The 21,881-nt window shown below is 34.9% G+C and carries 16 protein-coding genes and 3 tRNA genes; 8 read left to right on the top strand and 11 right to left on the bottom strand.

The window, feature by feature from the left end:
* The first annotated feature begins 160 nt into the window (after nt 1–160).
* The 3 genes from focA to pflA all read left to right on the top strand — a co-directional run bounded on the left by focA (nt 161) and on the right by pflA (nt 4,381).
* Nucleotides 161–1,009, top strand: a complete 849-nt coding sequence (focA, locus tag J3U36_RS04925; protein ID WP_267377857.1) for a formate transporter FocA — start codon at nt 161–163, stop codon at nt 1,007–1,009.
* 69 nt (nt 1,010–1,078) lie between these two features.
* Nucleotides 1,079–3,361, top strand: a complete 2,283-nt coding sequence (pflB, locus tag J3U36_RS04920; RefSeq protein ID WP_220215723.1) for a formate C-acetyltransferase — start codon at nt 1,079–1,081, stop codon at nt 3,359–3,361.
* 237 nt (nt 3,362–3,598) lie between these two features.
* Nucleotides 3,599–4,381, top strand: coding sequence for a pyruvate formate lyase 1-activating protein (gene pflA, locus J3U36_RS04915; protein ID WP_218837373.1), 783 nt, complete (start codon nt 3,599–3,601; stop codon nt 4,379–4,381).
* 62 nt (nt 4,382–4,443) lie between these two features.
* Here the strand turns inward: pflA and rarD are convergent, their stop codons facing one another.
* Entirely contained in the window at nt 4,444–5,340 is an 897-nt protein-coding gene (gene rarD / locus J3U36_RS04910) for an EamA family transporter RarD (protein WP_267377860.1), read from the bottom strand.
* Between the two features lie 68 nt (nt 5,341–5,408).
* The gene (gene serS / locus J3U36_RS04905; RefSeq protein ID WP_267377862.1) at nt 5,409–6,701 is read right to left on the bottom strand and encodes a serine--tRNA ligase; all 1,293 of its coding nucleotides are present in this window, start codon (nt 6,699–6,701) and stop codon (nt 5,409–5,411) included.
* Nucleotides 6,702–7,295: 594 nt separating this feature from the next.
* On the opposite strand from serS, the gene J3U36_RS04900 reads away from it, so the two are divergent.
* Nucleotides 7,296–7,544 carry a DUF4190 domain-containing protein gene (locus tag J3U36_RS04900; RefSeq protein ID WP_267377864.1) on the top strand — a complete coding sequence of 83 codons (249 nt, stop codon included), beginning with the start codon at nt 7,296–7,298 and terminating at the stop codon, nt 7,542–7,544.
* Between the two features lie 260 nt (nt 7,545–7,804).
* On the opposite strand, the gene J3U36_RS04895 is transcribed toward J3U36_RS04900, so the two are convergent.
* From J3U36_RS04895 to recA, 7 genes are all read right to left on the bottom strand, one after another.
* Nucleotides 7,805–7,881 (bottom strand) — tRNA-Arg (locus J3U36_RS04895).
* Between the two features lie 17 nt (nt 7,882–7,898).
* Nucleotides 7,899–7,975: transfer RNA gene (locus tag J3U36_RS04890), tRNA-Arg, on the bottom strand.
* 20 nt (nt 7,976–7,995) lie between these two features.
* A tRNA-Ser gene (locus J3U36_RS04885) sits at nt 7,996–8,088 on the bottom strand.
* Nucleotides 8,089–8,217: 129 nt separating this feature from the next.
* Nucleotides 8,218–8,418, bottom strand: a complete 201-nt coding sequence (gene csrA / locus J3U36_RS04880; RefSeq protein ID WP_065559044.1) for a carbon storage regulator CsrA — start codon at nt 8,416–8,418, stop codon at nt 8,218–8,220.
* A 135-nt stretch (nt 8,419–8,553) separates the two neighbouring features.
* The gene (gene alaS / locus J3U36_RS04875; RefSeq protein ID WP_267377866.1) at nt 8,554–11,187 is read right to left on the bottom strand and encodes an alanine--tRNA ligase; all 2,634 of its coding nucleotides are present in this window, start codon (nt 11,185–11,187) and stop codon (nt 8,554–8,556) included.
* 206 nt (nt 11,188–11,393) lie between these two features.
* Nucleotides 11,394–11,894: a regulatory protein RecX gene (locus J3U36_RS04870; RefSeq protein ID WP_267377868.1), complete on the bottom strand. Its 501-nt coding sequence runs from the start codon at nt 11,892–11,894 to the stop codon at nt 11,394–11,396.
* Nucleotides 11,894–12,934 (bottom strand): recombinase RecA, encoded by a 1,041-nt coding sequence (gene recA, locus J3U36_RS04865; protein ID WP_267351741.1) that lies wholly within the window; start codon nt 12,932–12,934, stop codon nt 11,894–11,896. Before recA ends, J3U36_RS04870 begins: the two co-directional genes overlap by 1 nt.
* A 501-nt stretch (nt 12,935–13,435) precedes the next feature.
* Here recA and J3U36_RS04860 point away from each other — a divergent pair.
* From J3U36_RS04860 to J3U36_RS04850, 3 genes are read left to right on the top strand one after another with little or no spacing between them, the layout of a single operon-like run.
* Nucleotides 13,436–14,686, top strand: coding sequence for a PqiA/YebS family transporter subunit (locus J3U36_RS04860; protein ID WP_267377870.1), 1,251 nt, complete (start codon nt 13,436–13,438; stop codon nt 14,684–14,686).
* 15 nt (nt 14,687–14,701) lie between these two features.
* On the top strand, nt 14,702–16,339 hold the full coding sequence (pqiB, locus tag J3U36_RS04855) for an intermembrane transport protein PqiB (protein WP_267377872.1): 1,638 nt from the start codon (nt 14,702–14,704) through the stop codon (nt 16,337–16,339).
* The gene (locus J3U36_RS04850; RefSeq protein ID WP_267351737.1) at nt 16,339–16,923 is read left to right on the top strand and encodes a PqiC family protein; all 585 of its coding nucleotides are present in this window, start codon (nt 16,339–16,341) and stop codon (nt 16,921–16,923) included. The genes pqiB and J3U36_RS04850 overlap by 1 nt, the downstream gene beginning before the upstream one ends.
* A 45-nt stretch (nt 16,924–16,968) precedes the next feature.
* Here the strand turns inward: J3U36_RS04850 and pabB are convergent, their stop codons facing one another.
* Nucleotides 16,969–18,723, bottom strand: a complete 1,755-nt coding sequence (gene pabB, locus J3U36_RS04845) for an aminodeoxychorismate synthase component I (RefSeq protein WP_267377874.1) — start codon at nt 18,721–18,723, stop codon at nt 16,969–16,971.
* 7 nt (nt 18,724–18,730) lie between these two features.
* Nucleotides 18,731–19,300 carry an anthranilate synthase component II gene (locus tag J3U36_RS04840; protein WP_267377876.1) on the bottom strand — a complete coding sequence of 190 codons (570 nt, stop codon included), beginning with the start codon at nt 19,298–19,300 and terminating at the stop codon, nt 18,731–18,733.
* A gap of 193 nt (nt 19,301–19,493) precedes the next feature.
* On the opposite strand from J3U36_RS04840, the gene J3U36_RS04835 reads away from it, so the two are divergent.
* Nucleotides 19,494–21,185: a ShlB/FhaC/HecB family hemolysin secretion/activation protein gene (locus J3U36_RS04835; protein ID WP_267351733.1), complete on the top strand. Its 1,692-nt coding sequence runs from the start codon at nt 19,494–19,496 to the stop codon at nt 21,183–21,185.
* Nucleotides 21,186–21,881: the final 696 nt, after the last annotated feature.

The following is a 21,881-nucleotide window of genomic DNA, read 5'->3' as shown; positions in this document are numbered from 1 at the left end:
ACAGAATGTTATTATTTATGTTAATAAATGTAAAAAAATAAAATAAAAATAATGAGTTATAATTTTTTAAATTTTTTTAACTAAAAAATTGATGATTTGACATAAATTAAGAGTATACTATCCGCCTCATAAAACCCTAGTTTTTTTGAGGATGTTAACATTGAGTAATGATAAGTTTGTGGATTCTCTTTCCCCCGCACAAATGACCCAAATCGCTGAAGAGGTCGGTAATTATAAAGTAAATAAGCACCCAAGTAGTACGATTTTATCTGCCATTATTGCAGGTGTATTTATCTCAATTGCTTTTGTATTTTATATTACTGTGACAACAGGTACATCTACCGTTGCGTTTGGACTTGCTAAGTTAGTCGGTGGTATTTGTTTCTCATTAGGACTTATGCTCGTTGTTTGCTGTGGAGCAGATCTTTTTACTTCAACAGTTTTAACAATTTTGCCGAAAATGACGCATAAAGTCAGTTGGTTTAGAATGATTCGCAATTGGATTTTAGTCTATATTGGTAATTTTATTGGTGCTATACTGTTTGTTGGCGTGATATGGTTCTCAGGTCAATATATGGTAGCCAATGGTATGTGGGGACTAAATGTTCTGCAAACTGCAGATCATAAATTGCATCATACTTTTATTGAAGCTGTTTTTCTTGGTTTATTAGCCAATCTAATGGTGTGCTTGGCGGCTTGGATGAGTTACGCTGGTCGTAGTTTATTAGATAAAATGCTAATCATGATTTTACCGGTAGCAATGTTTGTGGCAAGTGGTTTTGAGCATAGCATTGCTAATATGTTCATGATCCCAATGGGAATTGTGATCAACAATTTTGCTTCTCCGGAATTTTGGCATGCAATAGGTGTATCACCGGATGCATTCAAAGAATTAACCGTTGAGCATTTTGTGTTAAAGAATTTGATTCCTGTAACAATCGGGAATATTTTAGGTGGTTTAGCCGTTGCGCTGCCTTATTGGGCATTATATTTACGTAAGCCACATTGATTTTTATGATATTTACCCTTATATACAAAAGAGTAGATAGAAATTTTAGTAAACCTGAGGTGAAAAACTATGAGTAATTTAAACGAAGTACAAGCGGTCGCTTGGAAAGGATTTAAAGATGGTGATTGGCAAAATAATGTCAATGTCCGCGACTTCATTCAAAAAAACTACACACCATATGAGGGTGATGAGTCTTTTTTAGCTGGCGCAACTGATGCGACAACTAAATTATGGGATAAAGTTATGGAAGGCATCAAAATTGAAAATGCTACCCATGCCCCTGTAGATTTTGATACAAGTGTTATTTCGACAATTACTGCTCATGATGCAGGTTACATTGAAAAAGATTTAGAAAAAATTGTTGGCCTACAAACTGAGAAACCATTAAAACGTGCGATTATCCCGTTTGGTGGTATCAAAATGATCGAGAACTCTTGTAAAGCATACAACAGAACACTTGATCCTTTAGTCAAAAAAATCTTTACTGATTATCGTAAAACCCATAACCAAGGTGTTTTCGATATCTATACACCAGATATTCTTCGTTGTCGTAAATCAGGTGTTATCACTGGTCTTCCTGATGCGTATGGACGTGGTCGTATCATTGGGGATTACCGTCGTGTAGCACTTTACGGTATCGACTATTTGATGCAAGACAAATTTGCACAATTCAATTCATTACAAGCGGATTTTGAAAATGGTGTTGATTTAGCCATGACAATGCAACGTCGTGAAGAAATCGCTGAACAACATCGTGCGCTTGGTCAAATTAAAGAAATGGCTGCTAAATATGGTTACGACATTTCTGGACCAGCGAAAACGGCACAAGAGGCTGTTCAATGGACTTACTTCGGTTATTTAGCTGCGGTTAAATCTCAAAACGGTGCCGCTATGTCTTTAGGCCGTACTTCAACATTCTTTGATATTTATTTCCAACGTGATCTTGAAGCTGGATTAATTACTGAAAAAGACGCTCAAGAAATTGTTGACCACTTCGTAATGAAATTACGTATGGTTCGTTTCTTACGTACTCCAGAATATGATGAATTATTCTCTGGTGACCCTATTTGGGCAACAGAATCAATCGCTGGTATGGGTGTTGATGGTCGTACATTAGTTACTAAGACTTCTTTCCGTTTCTTAAACACTTTATATACCATGGGTCCATCACCAGAACCAAATATGACTATTCTTTGGTCTGAACAGTTACCAAGTGGATTCAAAGAGTTCGCATCAAAAGTATCGATTGATACGTCATCTTTACAATATGAAAATGATGATTTAATGCGTCCAGACTTTAACAACGACGATTATGCAATCGCATGTTGTGTAAGCCCAATGATTGTTGGTAAACAAATGCAATTCTTTGGTGCGCGTGCAAACCTTGCTAAAACTCTTCTATACGCAATCAATGGTGGTGTGGATGAGAAATTAAAAATGCAAGTTGGCCCGAAAGAAGATCCAATCACTGATGAATATCTTGATTTCGACAAAGTCTTTGCTCGTTTAGATCACTTTATGGATTGGTTAGCAAAACAATATGTGACAGCACTAAACGCAATTCACTATATGCACGATAAATACAGCTATGAAGCATCATTAATGGCTCTTCACGATCGTGATATTATTCGTACTATGGCATGTGGTATTGCTGGTCTTTCTGTTGCTGCTGACTCATTATCTGCAATTAAATATGCAAAAGTAAAAACCATTCGTGATGAAGACGGTCTTGCGGTAGATTTTGAAATCGAAGGTGAATATCCACAATTCGGTAACAATGATCCACGTGTAGATGATATCGCTGTAGATTTAGTTGAACGTTTCATGAAGAAAATTCAAAAACTTAAAACTTATCGTAATGCAATTCCTACACAATCTGTATTAACCATTACTTCAAACGTTGTATATGGTAAGAAAACAGGTAATACGCCAGACGGTCGTCGTGCCGGTGCGCCATTTGGACCAGGTGCTAACCCAATGCACGGACGTGACCAAAAAGGTGCGGTTGCTTCATTAACATCTGTTGCTAAATTGCCATTTGCTTACGCTAAAGACGGTATTTCTTATACTTTCTCTATCGTACCAAATGCATTAGGTAAAGATGATAATGCACGTAAACGTAACTTAGCTGGTTTAATGGATGGTTACTTCCACCACGAAGCATCAGTTGAAGGTGGTCAGCACTTAAATGTTAACGTATTGAATCGTGAAACATTATTAGATGCGATGGAACATCCTGAAAAATATCCACAATTAACCATTCGTGTTTCTGGATATGCAGTGCGTTTCAACTCATTAACTAAAGAACAACAAAAAGACGTCATTACACGTACTTTTACACAATCTATGTAATTTAGTTGATTTTAATTACGACAAAATAGCGTCCTAAAAGGGCGCTATTTTTTTATAATATTGACTAAATTCATATTCATTATTCGTAAAAGAGTAGTTGTGTTGATATCATTCATTTTTAACCTATATAATTACCTAAATTAAAAAGCGTTTCTGATTAGTGTAATTGGTGAAAGCTAAACCGTATCTGAGTTAAAATAACGTATAAGCAATGTGAGCAACCATTAGAGAAAATTTATGGAACAAAATAACAATATCATTATGACAACAAAGCAACCGATTAAAGGTCGTATTCATTCTTTCGAATCTTTTGGTACTGTTGATGGGCCAGGAATTCGCTTCATTGTTTTTTTTCAAGGTTGTTTAATGCGTTGTTTATACTGTCATAATCGTGACACTTGGGATTTGAAAGCAGGACGAGAGGTCACGGTTGATGAACTAATGAAAGAAATTGTTTCTTACAAAAGTTTTATCATGCCTAATGGGGGCGGCGTCACCGCATCGGGTGGTGAAGCAACGTTGCAATCTGAATTTATTACAGAATGGTTTAAGGCTTGTCATGAAGAGGGTATAAGCACCTGTCTGGATACCAACGGTTATGCTAGACAACTTGATCAGACTGTTGATGCGTTAATGGAAGTAACGGATTTAGTGATGCTTGATTTAAAACAGATGAATGATGAAATACATCAAAAACTGGTCGGTGTTTCGAATAAACGGGTACTTGAGTTTGCTAAATATCTTCAAAAAATTAATAAAAAAACATGGATCCGCTATGTCGTTGTGCCAGGCTGGACGGATGATGATAATTCTGCGCATCTACTAGGTCAATTTATTCAAGGAATGGACAATATTGAGCGTGTTGAATTATTGCCTTATCATAAAATGGGGGCTTATAAGTGGGATACGATAGGGGATAAATATCAATTGGAAGGCGTTGAGGCACCTCCAAGAGAAACCTTAGACAGAATCCAAGCGATTATTGAAAGTTATGGTCAGCCGGTCACGTTTAGTAAATAAATTTCACTATATCAAATAAAAGCACATTAAAATGTGCTTTTTTGTTATTTATCGAATGTTATTTACCGAATTCTTTTACGTTTTATCGCTCGTAAAACAAATATACTCCCTTCTAATGCTAATACGCAGACAGACAACCAAATAAGCCCATATGAGATGATATGCTCTGACGATACAGATTCATGCAAAAATATTACCGATACCATAGAAAGCAAAACAGGTTCTACATATCCAAGTAATCCGAATAATCCCATCGGTAGTAATCGTCTTGCAACAAAATACATTGCAAAAGCAATAGCGGTAATGATTCCTAGCATAGGGATAAAAATAGGAAAATGGGTAATGTCATGAATAATCTCATCCCAACTGTAGTTAAGAATAAAATAGATCAAACACCCAATAAAAATAAAGAAGAAGTCCGAAAATGTGCCTGCAATGCCCTCTATTTGTAATTTTCGGCGTATCATAAAATAAACGGGGTATCCTAGGGCGATGACGGCTGTTTCCCACGAAAATGCGCCTGTATTGACAATTTCAATAGCGACCCCTAATGCCGCAAGCCCCACTGCTATTTTTTGTAAAAAACTGAGTTTTTCTTGATAAAACAGCTGTCCTGAAATAACCATGGTTAATGGTAATAAGAAATAGCCTAATGAAGCTGACAAGCCATGTCCATTGATAGGAGCCCAGATAAAGATCATCATCTGGACTGTCAATAATAGTGATGAGCACAATAACCCAATTAAGAGAAGGGGATGTGTTTTTATACGGACAAAAAGTAGATAAATGGCAGACCACTGTTTTTCGATTAAAATTAAAATCACAATCGCAGGAAAAGAAGTCAACAATCGCCAGCAAAAGATATCAGTAACTGACAAGGGATGCAATAACACGGGATAATAATAAAGTAAGCCAAAAAGGCATGATGCGAGTATTGACAGGACAACACCTTTTATCATGATTTCACCTTAATTAATAAAAAAATAGCGCTAATGAATAGCGCTATTATAGAGTTAATAAATGTTTTTTAGCCTATTATTTCGACACCATTCATGTATGGGACTAAAACGGATGGAACTTTAATGCTTCCATCAGCTTGCTGATAGTTTTCCATAATGGCAACCAATGTACGCCCTACCGCTAATCCAGAACCATTTAAAGTATGGACTAAATAAGTTTTATTGTCTGCTTTGCTACGATAACGAGCTTGCATACGACGTGCTTGGAAATCCCACATATTAGAGCAAGAAGAGATTTCTCGATAAGTGTTTTGAGCAGGAACCCAAACTTCAAGATCATAGGTCTTACAAGAACCAAAGCCCATATCACCGGTACATAGCACAATTTTTCGATAAGGCAGTTCTAATAGCTGCAACACTTTTTCAGCATGAGCAGTAAGCTCTTCTAACGCTTGCATGGATTCTTCTGGTTTCACTATTTGCACTAACTCAACTTTATCAAATTGGTGCATACGAATTAAACCACGTGTGTCTTTACCATAAGATCCTGCTTCAGAACGGAAACAAGGTGTATGAGCGGTCATTTTTAATGGAAGCTCACTTTCATCTAAAATTTCATCACGCACTAAGTTTGTTACTGGAACTTCAGCGGTTGGGATTAATGCATAATTACTGCTTTCTGCTTCTTCATCGAGCGGTTTTGTGTGAAATAGGTCACCTGCAAATTTTGGTAATTGACCTGTTCCAAATAAAGTGGCCTTATTAACTAAATAAGGTACGTAAATTTCAGCATAGCCATGCTGCTCGGTATGAAGGTCTAACATGAATTGAGCGATAGCACGGTGTAAACGCGCAATTTGAGATTTCATCACCACAAATCGAGCCCCAGTGAGTTTTACACCCGCAGCAAAGTCAAGCCCACCAAAACGTTCACCTAAAGCAACATGATCTTGTACTGGAAAATCAAATGTTCTTGGCGTACCAAAACGCGATATTTCAACATTATCATTTTCGTCTTTACCGTCAGGTACAGAATCATCCGGTATATTTGGAATATTTGAAGCAATATCTTTAATTTGATTCAGTAAGATTTCGAGCTCAGCTTTAGCACTGTTGAGTCTTTCACCAAGCTTATTGACTTCTTCACGTACGGACGTGATATCTTCACCACGAGCTTTAGCTTCACCAATAGCTTTAGAACGTGCATTACGCTCAGCCTGTAAGCTTTCGGTTTCAACTTGTAGCACTTTACGTTTTTCTTCTAGTTGACGAATACTATCAACATCTAATTTAAATCCACGGCGCGCTAATTTAGTAGCGACAAGATCCAATTCATTTCGGAGTAAATTCGGGTCCAACATAAAAAAGTCCATTATGATTAATTAAAGATATCTATCTACTTTAATGGTTATTTTAATATAGCGACGACCATATTTAAAATAAAAAAGCAGACTGATTATAAATATTTAAAGTTTGAGCTTAGTATACTCGATTTATATCGGGATTCAACCAGAGTGGTATACCCGAAGAAATCTAACTGATATTCGTCAATCAATGTAGTTCAATTGGATAAAAGCAATTATTTTATCATTTATTTTTCTTGCTTATACTGCTGAATATTTTATCTCGACTATTATTCATAAAAGAAAAACAAATACAAGTTATTAACAATCATTTTTTGGTAAATTTTATCATACCGATGTTTCATATTGGTTTTAAATCTATTTTCCTATTTTTATACAGTATTAAATCATTATCTAAATCATTTAGTTATTGTTATATGTCAATTGCTACTGATATCGATCTTATTCGCATCTATCACGAAAATAATTTTAATAGCGGTGATTTATGATTGATAAAGTGAAATATATCTTATATTGATCTGCTAAAACGATAATCTTATGCTTAACTGCTATTTATTTTATTTTTCAAAAGTATCAAGGGGCAAAAGATAAATGGATCAACAACAATATAAAGCAACAAGTGGTTTAGCTATAGCGGGGATGAGTTGCGGAATTTCATCACTGGTTTCTATTTTGGTCATCAATATTTTAAGTATTGTCGCTATAGTATTGAGTGCTGTTGCTATGAGTGATATAAAAAATAATAATAAAAGGGGTTTTGGTTTTGCAACAACAGGGATAATTTGTGGAATCATAACGCTTTTATTATGGTGTTCATTTTTCATTTTAGTATTAACTTAGAATGTGCACTTTGACTTCTAATCTTGCTTAAAACACTTTTTAGGGCTTGGGTAGGAATAGATGACATTAGATGCCTGAGAAACATAAAAAGCGTTGTAGAGCGTTTTATATAAGCATTTTTGGGGTATTGGTAAACATGCTAAAGTGTAGAGTAGAGCAGATGATTAATATATGCGTATAGAATAATTTTTTAGGTGGTTTTACACATTATAACCTTTGATTGATTAGCATAAATCGAAGAATCTTTTGGGATGCTTAAATGGCGCACCCGAAGGGATTCGAACCCCTGACCGCTCGGTTCGAAGCCGAGTGCTCTATCCAGCTGAGCTACGGATGCTTGTAAGTTCGTAAAAATGGTGCATCCGAAGGGATTCGAACCCCTGACCGCCCGGTTCGTAGCCGGGTACTCTATCCAGCTGAGCTACGGATGCATATTTTAAATTTTTAAAAATGGCGGTGAGAGAGGGATTCGAACCCTCGATGCAGCTTTTGACCGCATACTCCCTTAGCAGGGGAGCGCCTTCAGCCTCTCGGCCATCTCACCAAAACAACCATGATTTTATCTGAACAACAAAATCATTATGTGTGGCGCACATATTACGGTTTACAAAAAATAAGTCAAACATTTTTTTGCTTACGCGTTCTAGTTGTTTAATTCGTGCCCAAAATATTGCTATTCTTTAGGCTCAGAAACCTCATCAGCCTTGTTTTGTGCTTGATGGATTCTGTTATAGATTTCTTCACGATGAATAGAAACTTCTTTAGGTGCATTAATACCAATTCTGACCTGATTGCCTTTCACGCCCAAAATGGTAATAACAACATCGTCACCAATAATTAGTGTTTCACCTACTCTCCGAGTTAAAATTAACATTCGATCTCCTACTCTCAGTTATTTATATATCCAAACTGTTATAAAAAGTAGCTTCGTTAGTCCATCAATAAACACAATAATGGATTTAAAAGACAAACTCTGTTGGCTTGTTTTAAGTCAATCGAATCTATCTCACTAACTAGCTTGTAATTTATTACTGATTTCCTTTTTCACAGAAGATAACGCTCCTGGTAACGCTGAAAGATCCATTCCACCTGCTTGGGCGAAATCAGGCCGCCCACCACCTTTACCACCTACCATTAATGCTAATTGAGATACTAATTCGCCAGCTTTAACAATATTAATTAAATCATTTGTTACACCAGCAGCTAAATTAATTTTGTCACCATTAACAGCAGCAAGAACAATTACTCCAGACTTCAATTGATTTTTAAGATCATCAATCATTGTGCGCAATTGTTTCGCTTCGACATTATCAAGTTTAGCGATTAGCAAATTTTTATTACCAATGTTTTCACATTGATTGAGCAGTTGTGCACTTTGTTGGCTAGCTTTTTGTGCATTTAATTGCTCTATGGTTTTCTCTAACTGTTTAGTTTGTTCAAGCAATTGCTCAATACGAACTAAAACTGTAGATTTGTCGCTTTTTACCAATTGTTCAATTTGCGTTAACAAATTGGATTCATGGTGTATGTACTCCATTGCATTTTGCCCTGTTGTAGCTTCAATACGACGAACACCAGAAGCAATGCTGGATTCTGAGGTAATTTTAAATAGACCTATATCACCAGTTCGATCAACATGCGTACCTCCGCACAATTCAATCGAAAAATCTCCCATTGTTAGCACTCTAACAATGTCTTCGTATTTCTCACCAAATAATGCCATAGCGCCTCTATTTTTAGCTTCATCTATTGGCATTAACTCAATATCGACAGGTAAGTTACGACGTATTTGTTGATTCACCAGATTTTCAATTTCAGTAATTTGCTCTGCTGTTATGGCTTGATTATGTGAAAAGTCAAAACGCAGATAGCTATCATTGACTAATGAACCTTTTTGATGAACATGATTGCCTAAAATTTGTTGCAGTGCAGCTTGCAATAAATGTGTAGCAGAGTGATTACGACGAATGCGTTCACGTAGCTCAACATCAATCGCTGCAGTAACATTATCACCAACTTTTAGGGATCCTTTTACGATCTGCCCTAAATGACCAATACTTTTACCATATTTCTGACTATCAAAAACGGTGTATTCAAGGTTAGCATTGGTTAAGACACCTTTATCGCCAATTTGACCACCAGACTCACCATAGAAAGGGGTTTTATCTAATATCACAATAGCGTCTTCACCGGCATGAATACTGTCAACTTTTTGGCCATTTTTAAAAATCGCTATAACTTTTGCGGAAGATTCTGTTGCTTGATAACCTAAAAATTCAGTTACCTCATCAAGTTTAATCACATTGCTATAATCAACACTAAATGAACTTGATTCACGCGCGCGTTTTCGTTGCTCTTCCATACAGTTATTAAAACCGACTTCATCAATCGTGATATTTTTTTCACGGCAGACATCAGCCGTTAAGTCTAATGGGAAACCGTAAGTATCATAAAGCTTAAAGGCAATATCACCCGGTAAAACATGACCTGTAATTTTTGCTAATTCTTGATCAAGTAAGAATAAACCACGTTCTAATGTTTTTAAGAATTGTTCTTCTTCTAGTCTCAGGGTATTTTCAACATGTTCACGATTATTATTTAATTCTACTGCGGCATTTTCCATTACGTTAATTAATGGTTTTACCAGTTTATAGAAGAATATTCCTTTTGCGCCAAGCATATGACCATGTCGTACTGCTCGTCGGATGATTCGACGTAATACATAGCCACGACCTTCATTGGAAGGCATCACACCATCTGAAATTAAAAACGCACAAGATCGAATATGATCGGCAATAACTCGCAAAGATTTATTTTCTAAATCTTTAGTTTGAATAATTTCAGCTGCATCTTTAATTAACTGTTTAAATAAGTCAATATCGTAATTAGAGTTAACATGTTGCAGTACGGCAGCAATACGTTCAAGTCCCATACCTGTATCAACAGAAGGTTTAGGTAAAGGCTCCATGGTACCGTCGGCATGGCGATTAAACTGCATAAAGACGATGTTCCAAATTTCAATGAAACGGTCACCATCTTCTTCAGGGCTACCTGGCGGTCCACCCCATAAATGATCACCATGATCATAAAAAATTTCGGTACACGGTCCACAAGGGCCGGTATCACCCATTTGCCAAAAGTTATCAGATGCATAAGGTGCACCTTTATTATCGCCAATTCGTATAATACGTTCTTTTGGAATACCGATATCTTTTTCCCAAATAGCATAAGCTTCGTCATCTGTTTCATAAACAGTAACAGTAAGCTTATCTTTTGGAAGATTAAACCATTCTTTACTGGTTAATAATTCCCATGCAAAATGAATTGCATCACGTTTGAAGTAATCACCAAAACTAAAATTACCTAGCATTTCAAAGAAAGTATGATGTCTAGCTGTGTAGCCAACATTATCAAGATCGTTATGTTTACCGCCAGCGCGTACGCAACGTTGTGCTGTTGTTGCTCGACTATAAGGACGTTTATCTATACCAAGAAATACATCTTTAAATTGATTCATTCCAGCATTAGTGAATAGTAATGTTGGATCATTATGTGGAACAAGGGAACTACTTGCTACGATTTCGTGTCCTTTGCTATTGAAAAAGTCAAGAAAATTTTGACGAATTTCTGCAGTGCTTTTCATTTAGGCTTCCATATAAAAATGATAGATATTTAAATATAGTAATATACCCGTTACAACTAAAGTTGAATAGTAGATGTTCTTTATACTGCAGTGAATCTAGCTAATATTACAAGTAAATAAGGAAAAAATAAAATGACCTAGTGAGCTTTATTCGTAAAGGGTATCGTTCAAACTTCGATTGAATACATTTTAGATATTTTACCAGTTTAAGTCAACAAACTGTACACATTTTTTACATCATCTTGTGTATAACCTCGGGTTGTTAAGAATTGTATGTTTTTGTACCACAAAGGTTTATTTTTGGGATCAATTTGTTTAAATTTTTTAATTAATTGTTGGTGAGCAATTTCAGACCAATTTATATCTGAATTATTCAGAATTTCACGGCTTAAGTCAGTTGGTAAACCTCGTTGCTTAAGTTCTAATGCAATTCGGTATTTACCATATCCTTTGTTAGCTCGCATAGTAATATATTTTTCAATATATTGGGCATCATTCATCCAATTTTGCTCAATACAATACTCAATAACATCATTAATTTCTGAGCTAAGTTGATGGTATTGTTCGTGATACTCTTCGTCCGAACTTTTGATTTTTTTGGCAAAAAATAGTGTTAGTTTTTGGTTTAATTTATAGGATGAATGGTCACGCTGTGCAAGTAATTGCACAGCTTTATTTAAGATAGATTTATTGAGTTTTTTGCTCATTACTCAAAACTTTCATCTTCTGGTGATGCGTCTTCATCAGAAAAAACCGCAGGACTATTTAATAATAGTTCTCGTAATTTAGTTTCAAGTTCATTGGCAATTTCGGGATGCTCTTGTAAAAATTTAATTGAATTCGCTTTTCCTTGACCCACTTTTTCGCCGTTATAGCTATACCATGCCCCCGCTTTATCAACTAATTTATGTTTGACACCTAAATCAATTAATTCACCATCTTTAGAAATACCACAACCATATAGTATTTGAAATTCAGCTTGTCTAAATGGCGCTGCGACTTTATTTTTAACAACTTTAACTCGTGTGTCACTACCAATCACATCTTCGCCTTCTTTTACTGCACCAGTACGACGGATATCTAAACGAACAGATGCGTAGAATTTAAGTGCATTACCACCAGTTGTGGTTTCTGGGTTACCAAACATCACACCAATTTTCATCCGAATTTGGTTAATAAATACGACTAAACAATTCGCATTTTTAATATTTGCAGTAAGTTTTCGCAGGGCTTGTGACATCAAACGAGCTTGTAACCCCATATGCGAATCACCCATTTCACCTTCAATTTCAGCTTTAGGTGTTAATGCTGCTACCGAGTCGACAATGATCACATCAACTGCGCCAGAACGAACTAATGCATCACAAATTTCAAGTGCTTGTTCACCGGTGTCGGGTTGTGAAACTAATAAGTCATCAACTTGTACGCCTAATTTAGCTGCATAAATTGGATCTAAGGCGTGTTCTGCATCAATAAATGCGCAAGTTTTACCTTCTTTTTGAGCCTGTGCAATAACCGATAATGTTAATGTGGTTTTACCTGATGATTCTGGTCCAAAAATTTCAACTATTCGCCCCATTGGTAAGCCACCAATGCCTAATGCAATATCAAGTCCTAAAGAACCAGTTGAGACGGCATCAACATCTAACGTTTGGGTATCCCCTAAACGCATAATAGAACCTTTACCAAATTGTTTTTCGATTTGACTTAATGCTGCTGAAAGTGCACGTTGTTTGTTTTCGTTCATATAATAAAATTCCACTGAGTTAGCATATTGGGTGGTATTATACTGTATTGTTATACAGTATCAAGTTTTTTTTGCTTTAAATAAAATAGATAATAACTGATACATAATAAAATGTTTTTTTTCATGATGTCGACTAAATTCATGCGCTAATTTAGACTTAAGTGAGGGACTAAAAATAGAGATAGTTTAGTTCAATTCGAGATAAGTGTTAGCCAGCAATACATTGAGACAAATAAAAACCAATGAACTTGTTTATCAAAAAAAATAATTGAAAAAATAGAAAGTAAATAAGGTAAAAATTGGATATTATTTGCTCGTTTTTCCTGCAAAATGGTATTTGTTACTGTGAGTTTAATGCGATTAATAAGTCATATACGGATTAAGTTAATCTTAGTGAAGTCAATTTTTTGTCGATCAAATTGTTTAAAGCTTTAGACTTAAATGTTATGCTAAACTTAACTTTTTTTACATATCTCATTAGCGCTTACATAAAGGAAAATAATGACCATTGATAAACAATGTAATGAATATGAATTGTGCCCAAATTGCGATTTGGTTGTAGAGCTATCTGATATTCTTTTGAAACATAAGGCGGTATGTCCTCGTTGTAATACCACCTTAGCTAAAAATAATGCAGATATGAAGTTTAAAGCGCTAATCTACGCCATATGTGCATTGATAATGGTTATCGCAGCAAGTCATTTTATATTTATTGATATTCGTCTGGTCGGTAATTTTAATGGCGTGAGTGTTATTGATATACCTAAAACACTATTTGATGATAATTACAGTTATATTTCGGCGCTTTTTGTCGTGTTTGTATTGCTTTTTCCCGTTATTAATTTAGCAATTATTGCGCTACTTTGCTCTAAAATAGAGCTTTCAAAATATCGCAAAAGAGATCTGTTAGTTGTATACGAAAGATTTCAACACTGGTGCATGCCAGAAATATTTCTAACAGGGGTACTGGTTAGCTTTGTTAAGTTGATGAGTTACGGTAATATCGGCGTAACCAGTTCTTTTTGGGCTTTTTGTTTATTTGCCTTTTTTTATATAAAAGCGTTAGTTATTTTTTCTCCGGATGCAATTTGGAATGAGATTAAAACAAATAATTTTGCTAAAGGCGAATTAAAAACAGGTAAAACGGCAATCAGTCAAAAATTAAAGTTATGTAGCTGTTGTCAGGCTATTGTTCCTTTTGAGTATGCTAAATGTCCTCGATGCAAACAGAAAAGTCAGATTCGAAACCGTAATAAAATACAATGGACGATTGCATTACTAACAACTTCATTACTAATTTATATTCCAGCAAATTTATATGGCATTATGATAACGGTTGTATTTGGTTCATCATCGACTTCAACCATTATGGATGGGGTCATCTATATGTGGCAAGCGGGTGATGTTCCTGTTGCGTTAATTATTTTTACAGCGAGTGTTGTTATTCCAATTTTGAAAATTATTTCACTTAGCTGGCTTTGTTATTTTGCCTTAGCGGTTAAGCGAAAAAATAAACAAAATTGTTTGAGAATGAAAAAATTATATAGTGCTGTCGAATTTATCGGTAAATGGTCAATGATTGATATCTTTGTGGTTTCTGTCGTGTGTTCTTTAGTTAGAAATCAACAAATGATGGGGGTATATCCAGATATTGGTGTTGTATTTTTTGCCACCGTCGTAATTGTGACAATGATTGCATCGCAAAAATTTGATCCTCGATTAATTTGGGATCGTAGACCAATTAGAAATTAGCGTTATAGGAAACATATGACAAATTCAAATAGATTAGCAAAAATTATCAAAATCAGAGCTATCTCAGCAATATGGATTATCCCTATTGTTACTGTAATTGTTGGGCTTTGGATAATTTACTCTCATTTTGCTGATAGAGGTACATCCTTCACTTTGCTGGCAAAAGATGCTAGTGGTATTGTTGCTGGAAAAACGGTGATTAAAAATCGTAGTGTTGATGTAGGCATAATAGATCAAGTGACGTTATCGGATGATTATAATCAAGTTGTCATCAAAGGACGAATCTATAAAAATATGGAGCCTTTGCTTAAAAATGACTCCATATTTTGGGTGGTTAAACCAGAAATAGGGCGTGATGGAGTTACGGGATTAGGTACGATTTTATCGGGTGTTTATATTGAATTAGTCGCAGGAAATGATAAACATAGCTTTAAAAATGATCCGTTTGAATTGTCCGATTCGCCACCCATATCCGATCCTAGTATTAAGGGTATTCGGTTAAATTTAGAAAGTGATCAAAGCGGAATGATACCGCGTGGTGCTTCAGTGATGTTTAGAGGCTATCGGGTAGGGAATGTAGAAACCTCGTTATTTGATGTTGAAGCGCGTAAAATGAAATATCAAATTTTCATCAAAGAGCCTTATGATGCGCTAGTGACACAAAATGTTAGATTTTGGAAAGAAGGTGGAGTTAATTTAACACTTTCTTCTATGGGGGCAAGTTTGAATTTTCCTTCTTTAGATGTTCTGTTATCTGGGGGAATCAGTTTTGATTTACCCGACGGATCTAAATTGGGGGCTCCAGCACAGCAGTATGCATTATATCAATTATACGATGATAAAAAGTCGATACAAGAATCTCAATACACTCAATATAAAGAGTTCCTGATCATGATTTCAGATTCCATATCGGGGCTAAATGTTGGCGCACCGGTTGAGTATCATGGAATAAGACTCGGTACAGTTAGCAAAGTGCCATTTTATACCATAGACATGTTAAATGAATCGTCAATACTGAATCAAAAAGTACCGGTCTTAATTAAGATTGAGCCTGATCGTTTATCCGACTTAGTGGATGAAAAAATCGATATTGCAAAGCAGATCATGGAAGAACAAAAAAATGGTTTAAGAGCTTCGCTTAAAACATCAAATTTATTTACGGGTGCGCTGTATATTGATTTGGATTTTTACCCTGATTTAAAAAATGAATACAATGAAAAAACAGCTGTGCAATATGGTTATGATACCATCGACACTACTTCAACAGGCATAGCACAAATACAAGCTAAAATTTTACAATTATTAGATAACTTCAATAATTTACCATTAAATAAAACAATGGATCAGTTTAATCAATCATTGGCATCGAGTGAGCGTTTAATGAATTCGTTGAATAAGATCATGGCAAGCAAAGAGATGCAAACGATGCCAAAAGATCTGCAAAAAGCGTTACGCTCATTGAACGATACAATGAAAGAATTACAACCTGGTTCAGAAATGAATAATCAAATAAAAGAGAGTTTGCAAAAAATTCAACAAATGATGGATGAGTTAACGCCATTGTTAAGCACATTGAATGATAAAAGCAATGCTTTAATATTCTCTGCACCTGTTAAACAAGATTTGGAACCCAAAGCAAAAGGTAAAAAATAATGAAAAGCATAATAAATCGCATTTTTACAATTGGGATTATGGCATTATTAACGACATTAGTTGGCTGTTCTTCAGGAACCGCTGAAAAACATTACTTTCAATTAGAGAGTCATTTACAAAATCAACGTTCACAAACCTTGAATTCAGCGCATGGTTTTATATGGATTGAATCCATAGATGTAGCTAGTTTTTTAAACAAACAAGGGATTGTTTTGCAAACGGATAATATTCAGTTTGTTACGGCCTCAAACAATTTATGGGGATCATCGCTTTCACAACAACTTGGTGATCGTTTAGAACAAGATTTAGCGATTTTTCTACCTCATTATTTAGTTTCAACCAAAGCAATTACTACCCCAACATTGACCGTAAAACTATTTATTGATGGATTTCATGGCAGTTACACCGGCGATGCGATAATAAAAGGGCGTTGGGTTGTTAAAGATAGTAAAGAAAATATTGAAACAAAATTTTTTGAACATCGTATAGCGTTAAAAAATAATGGCTATGCCGCATTAGTCAATGCATTATCGAAAGGTTGGCAGGATGAAGAGCGTGACTTTGCCACCTTGATAATACGTTAAGTGATTCGATAACATTTCGCCATTGAGTTGGCGAAATCGTTACCTTTATATCATTGCGTTTTTTAATTGTTGTTTGAAGTGGTTAAAAACTTTATCATCAATTTCCACCCATTTGCGAACACTATTAATGAATGCAATTTTTTCAGCGTATAATACATCTTTTTTAGTCAGTGTTTTTTCAACTAATTGTTTTGATTCCAAATAAAATTGCCGCATTGTCCCCGCCAGTAAGCCAGAGGTGATTTTGGGGGTTACCCATTGATTATCAACCAATAACGCGATATTACCATTAACAAACTCTGTGATTTCGTCATGTTGATTAAAGTTAATATACTCTTTTGCAGGGGTTAGTGCCGGAAAATGATGCCGAATTGATGTTTTGTGGTATAAAAAGAGATTCTGGTTATTAACACAATTTGGAGCAAACTCAATTTCGGCGATTTGCAAAGGCGTGATAATACTATCATGATTAATCTCAAATTGCCCATTTTCTCTAAGTAAAATCCGTATTTTATACAAATTTTTAGAATAGGTGTTTGCCAGATTCATTAGGGCTAACTTAATGATACGGATATTGCACTCAAAATTAAAATAACTTGCAGAATCAGTTAATCTTGTTAAATGCTGATCCAATAAAAAAAACTGACCATTTTCAAGTAACAGTGATTCAATAATGTATTCTGGTATGGTAATTGTACGATTTAAAATTGCTGATTTAATTAAAATTTCGTTATATTCATCTTGCGAAGTGGAATCCCAGGTAATCCCTCCACCCACACCATAATGCATATGTTGCTGATTTATCGTTAATGTGCGAATTGGCACGTTAAATACCATTTTATGTCCAAATGGTTCAATATATCCAATCGTGCCGCAATAGACCCCTCGAGCAGTGTTCTCAATTTGAGCGATAATTTGCATCGTACTAACTTTTGGCGCACCGGTGATTGAACCGCATGGAAATAATGCTCGAAAAATGTCGAATAAATGAATATCTTCAATTAATTGCCCCTCAATAGTTGAGGTTAATTGCCACACGGTTGGATATTTTTCAGCAGAAAAGAGCGTTGGTACAACAACCGTGCCGGGTTTGGAAATTTGGCTTAAATCATTGCGAAGTAAATCAACAATCATCATATTTTCTGCTAGATTTTTTTCTGACATCAGCAAAAGGCGTTGTTGATTATCTTGTTGTGTAGTCAAACCTCGTCCTACCGTGCCTTTCATCGGTTTGGTGGTAATCGTTTTATTTTCAATCCTAAAAAATAACTCGGGTGAAATCGATAAAATATGATAATCATCATGTTCAAGATAAGCGCAATAATCTGCCTGATTATTTTTTTGAAGAAAATAGTAATAATCAATCGGATTTCCGTCAAAAGGCGCTTTAAATTGAATGGTATAATTGGTTTGATAAGTATTTCCTAATTCAATTTGAGAACGGATAAAATCAATTTTTTGATTATATTCTTCAATAGTTGTATCACAGCTTAATACTAATGGTTCTGCCTGATAATGAGGTATTGATTTAGGGGGGTGAGATGAGTATTTATCATAAATACCAAATAATAGTAGAGGTAAATCGGTATCTTGAGGCGGATTGGATTGGGTTTGATTAGCCTGATTAAAGCCCATTGCACTCTCATAGGCTAAATATCCTACTGCATAAAATCCTTGTGCAATAAATGATTCAATCTCTTCTAAGCATTTTTTTATGGATGACACTTTAGTTGTTGCTAATATTTTTATGGGATCGCAAAAATATTTATGTTGACCTTCAAAATCGATATGAACTTTCATGTAAATCCTATTGATGAACAAAATTTTTGATGATTTGCAAACCACAATCTGTTTTGATTGCTTCAGGATGAAATTGTACCGACTCAATAGGTAAATATTTATGGCGTAATCCCATAATCAATCCTTGTTTATTTCGTGCGGTGACAATGAGTGGTGATGATGCAGGTAATAAATTATCCCTTACCATTAAAGAGTGATAACGCACTACCGTCAGTGGATTGTCAATTCCAGTAAAGATTCCTTGACCATCATGATTAATATTATCGAGTTTACCGTGCATTGGTTGCGGAGATTTGACAATCTCATATCCAAAATACTGTGCTATTGCTTGATGTCCTAAACAGATCCCGAATATTGGGCAGCTACGATTGAATTCAGCTAGAACGGAAAGAGTTATTCCTGCATTGCTAGGACTCCCCGGTCCTGGTGAGAGAACAATTTTAGAAAAGTTCAATTTTTTCAATTGGTCAATTGTCATCTCATTATTTTTAATCACTTTAACTTTGGCTTTAGCTCGACAAAGATAATCATAAATATTAAACGTAAAAGAATCATAATTATCAATTAGTATAATCAAAATATTGCCTGCGAGATTTCAAACGATTTATTTCAAATTTTCATGCTGATATATCCTAATATATTTTCTTTTATTTAGAAAAGATTTTAACGATTGAACTGATTATTTTTAACGCATGTCTATTTTTTTATGGACTAAATTCGATTATCGAATTAACATTAGCGCAAACTAAAATACAATAATAGGAAAAATGATGAAAATCAGAGTATTGTTAATTGTAGTAATAAGTTTTATCTTTTCAAATAACGTATTTGCTGAGCAGTTACCGACAGCACAAGAACGAAAGATCAGTGATCAGCAGCTGATCTACCAACAAGAAAGACAAAAAGCAACAGAAGAGGCATTGTCAACTAAAACACCTAATGTAAGTTTAATGTCACCTTTACAAAAAATTCAGACGATCAATTTTCCTGAAGAGGAATTTTGTTTTCCGATTCAACATGTTGAATTGTTAGAACGTGATGCCTTTCCAATTACCATACCGTTAAATACGTTAGCCAAACAAGCGGAAGGTCGTTGCTTGGGTGGCAAAGGTTTAAATTTACTGATGACGGAATTACAAAATCAGCTTATTAGTTATGGCTATATCACAACACGGGTTTTGGCGCCTCAACAAGATCTTAATTCAGGAACATTTACTTTATTGTTGCTGAAAGGAACGGTAAGAAATATTTTTTATTCATCAGATAGTGACACCAGAGCCAATTTAACAAGTAATATGCCATTAAAAAAAGGGGATTTACTTAACTTACGCGCTATCGAACAAGGACTTGAAAATTTTCAGCGAATCCCAACTGCCAGTGCTCAAATCCAATTATTACCAGGAGAAGAGGCCGGTGAAACAGATATTGTTATCCAACGTCAACAATCGAAATATTGGCGAATAGGATTATCGTTAGATAATTCGGGATCAAAAAGTACGGGTCGCTATCAAGGTGGGCTCACACTTTATTTGGATAATCCACTTGGTCTTAGTGACAGTTTTTATGTTTCTGGTGGACATAATTTAGAGGGCGTGGACGATTATGGCTCAAAAAATTATCTATTCGCCTATTCTGTCCCATTTGGTTATTGGCTTTTTGATGCCTCGATGTATGCAAATACCTATAATCAAAAAATTTCGGATGTGGTCGATTATCAATATAAAGGACGGAGTAAATATTATAATTTTCAAATAAGCCGAGTATTGCACCGTAATGAAGCGCAAAAAACAATATTAAGTTATGGCATCAATTTAAGAGAGTCTCACAATTTCATCAATGATACTGAAATCGAAATTCAGCGGCGCAAAACAAGCAATTGGCGAATTGGCTTACAGCATAGTCACTACTTCGATAATATCGTTGTTTATGCAGGTGCATCTTATCAAAAAGGCGTACGTTGGTTTGGCGCACAAAAAGCATTTGAAGAAAAATCTGAAATCGGTAGTGCTTTAACCGATATCATTAATGCTAATTTATCCGTTTATGTGCCTTTTAAACTCGGTAATCAAAATTTTGGATACAGCCTTGATTCACAAGGACAATACACTCGACGTAATAAATTAACTGCACCGGATCGATTTTCGATTGGTAGTCGTTGGACGGTACGAGGATTTGATGGTGAAGAGATGTTAAGTGCCGATAATGGCTGGTTTATTCGCAATGATTTAATATGGTATACGCCACTAAACCAGCAATTATATTTAGGACTGGATGCCGGTGGCGTATTTGGGGGAAATTCCGAAAATCTGACGGGTAAAAAATTAGTCGGTTCGGCTATCGGAATCAGAGGACGTCACTTTGGTCTTTATTATGATATGTTTGCTGGCGTGCCCCTACATAAACCTGACAAATTTAATACTAATCATTTAACACTCGGATTCTATTTAAATTGGACTTATTAGTGTTACCTATCATTTAGCCAACAATAAATTAGTACTTATTATTGTTTTCAATAAACAATAATAAGTACTAAATAAAATCAATTAAATAACTCCATAATAATTAATGCATTAGTTAATGAAGAAAAATTAAAAAAATTTTTTGTAAAGCTAATGAAGATATTTTAAATAAACCTTTGACTGAAAGTTTATTTAAAGATTATTATATATAAGTTATCTTATCTAAACCGCATAATCATGGGTTTTATCATTACTTTGTAAACTGATGATAAAACGATCAAATATTAATAAATTGATTACAGTTTTTTTAAGTGTTTATTAATCGCGGAAAAGTCTTAACTCTTACCACCAAGATAAGATACATAACATTAAAAAGGTCACTATTTTTGTTGATTGTAAGCATTCAGTCAGCCATAAAAGAATAGCCATCTAATTTCGCTATACAGGTTGTTAGATTCTATTAAATTTCCTTTTTATAACTTGAATTAACCTTATTTGAATAGTCCTATTTTATGAAAGTTAACTATCGATAACTTATACAAAACGATGACTAATGGATATGAGCTTAATTTCACATTACATTTTGCAGTAAAAAGTTATATTAACTATTGATATTAATTGGATTTGATTCAATTCAATTAACAGATTGTTAATTACACTGTAGTCATTTTTTCATTGTAGTAACTAATTGATATTAGT

Origin of the sequence: Gilliamella sp. B3817, from assembly GCF_026536705.1 — a bacterium.
GTDB lineage: Bacteria > Pseudomonadota > Gammaproteobacteria > Enterobacterales > Orbaceae > Gilliamella > Gilliamella apicola_I.
This window is presented reverse-complemented; position numbering and strand designations above follow the sequence as displayed.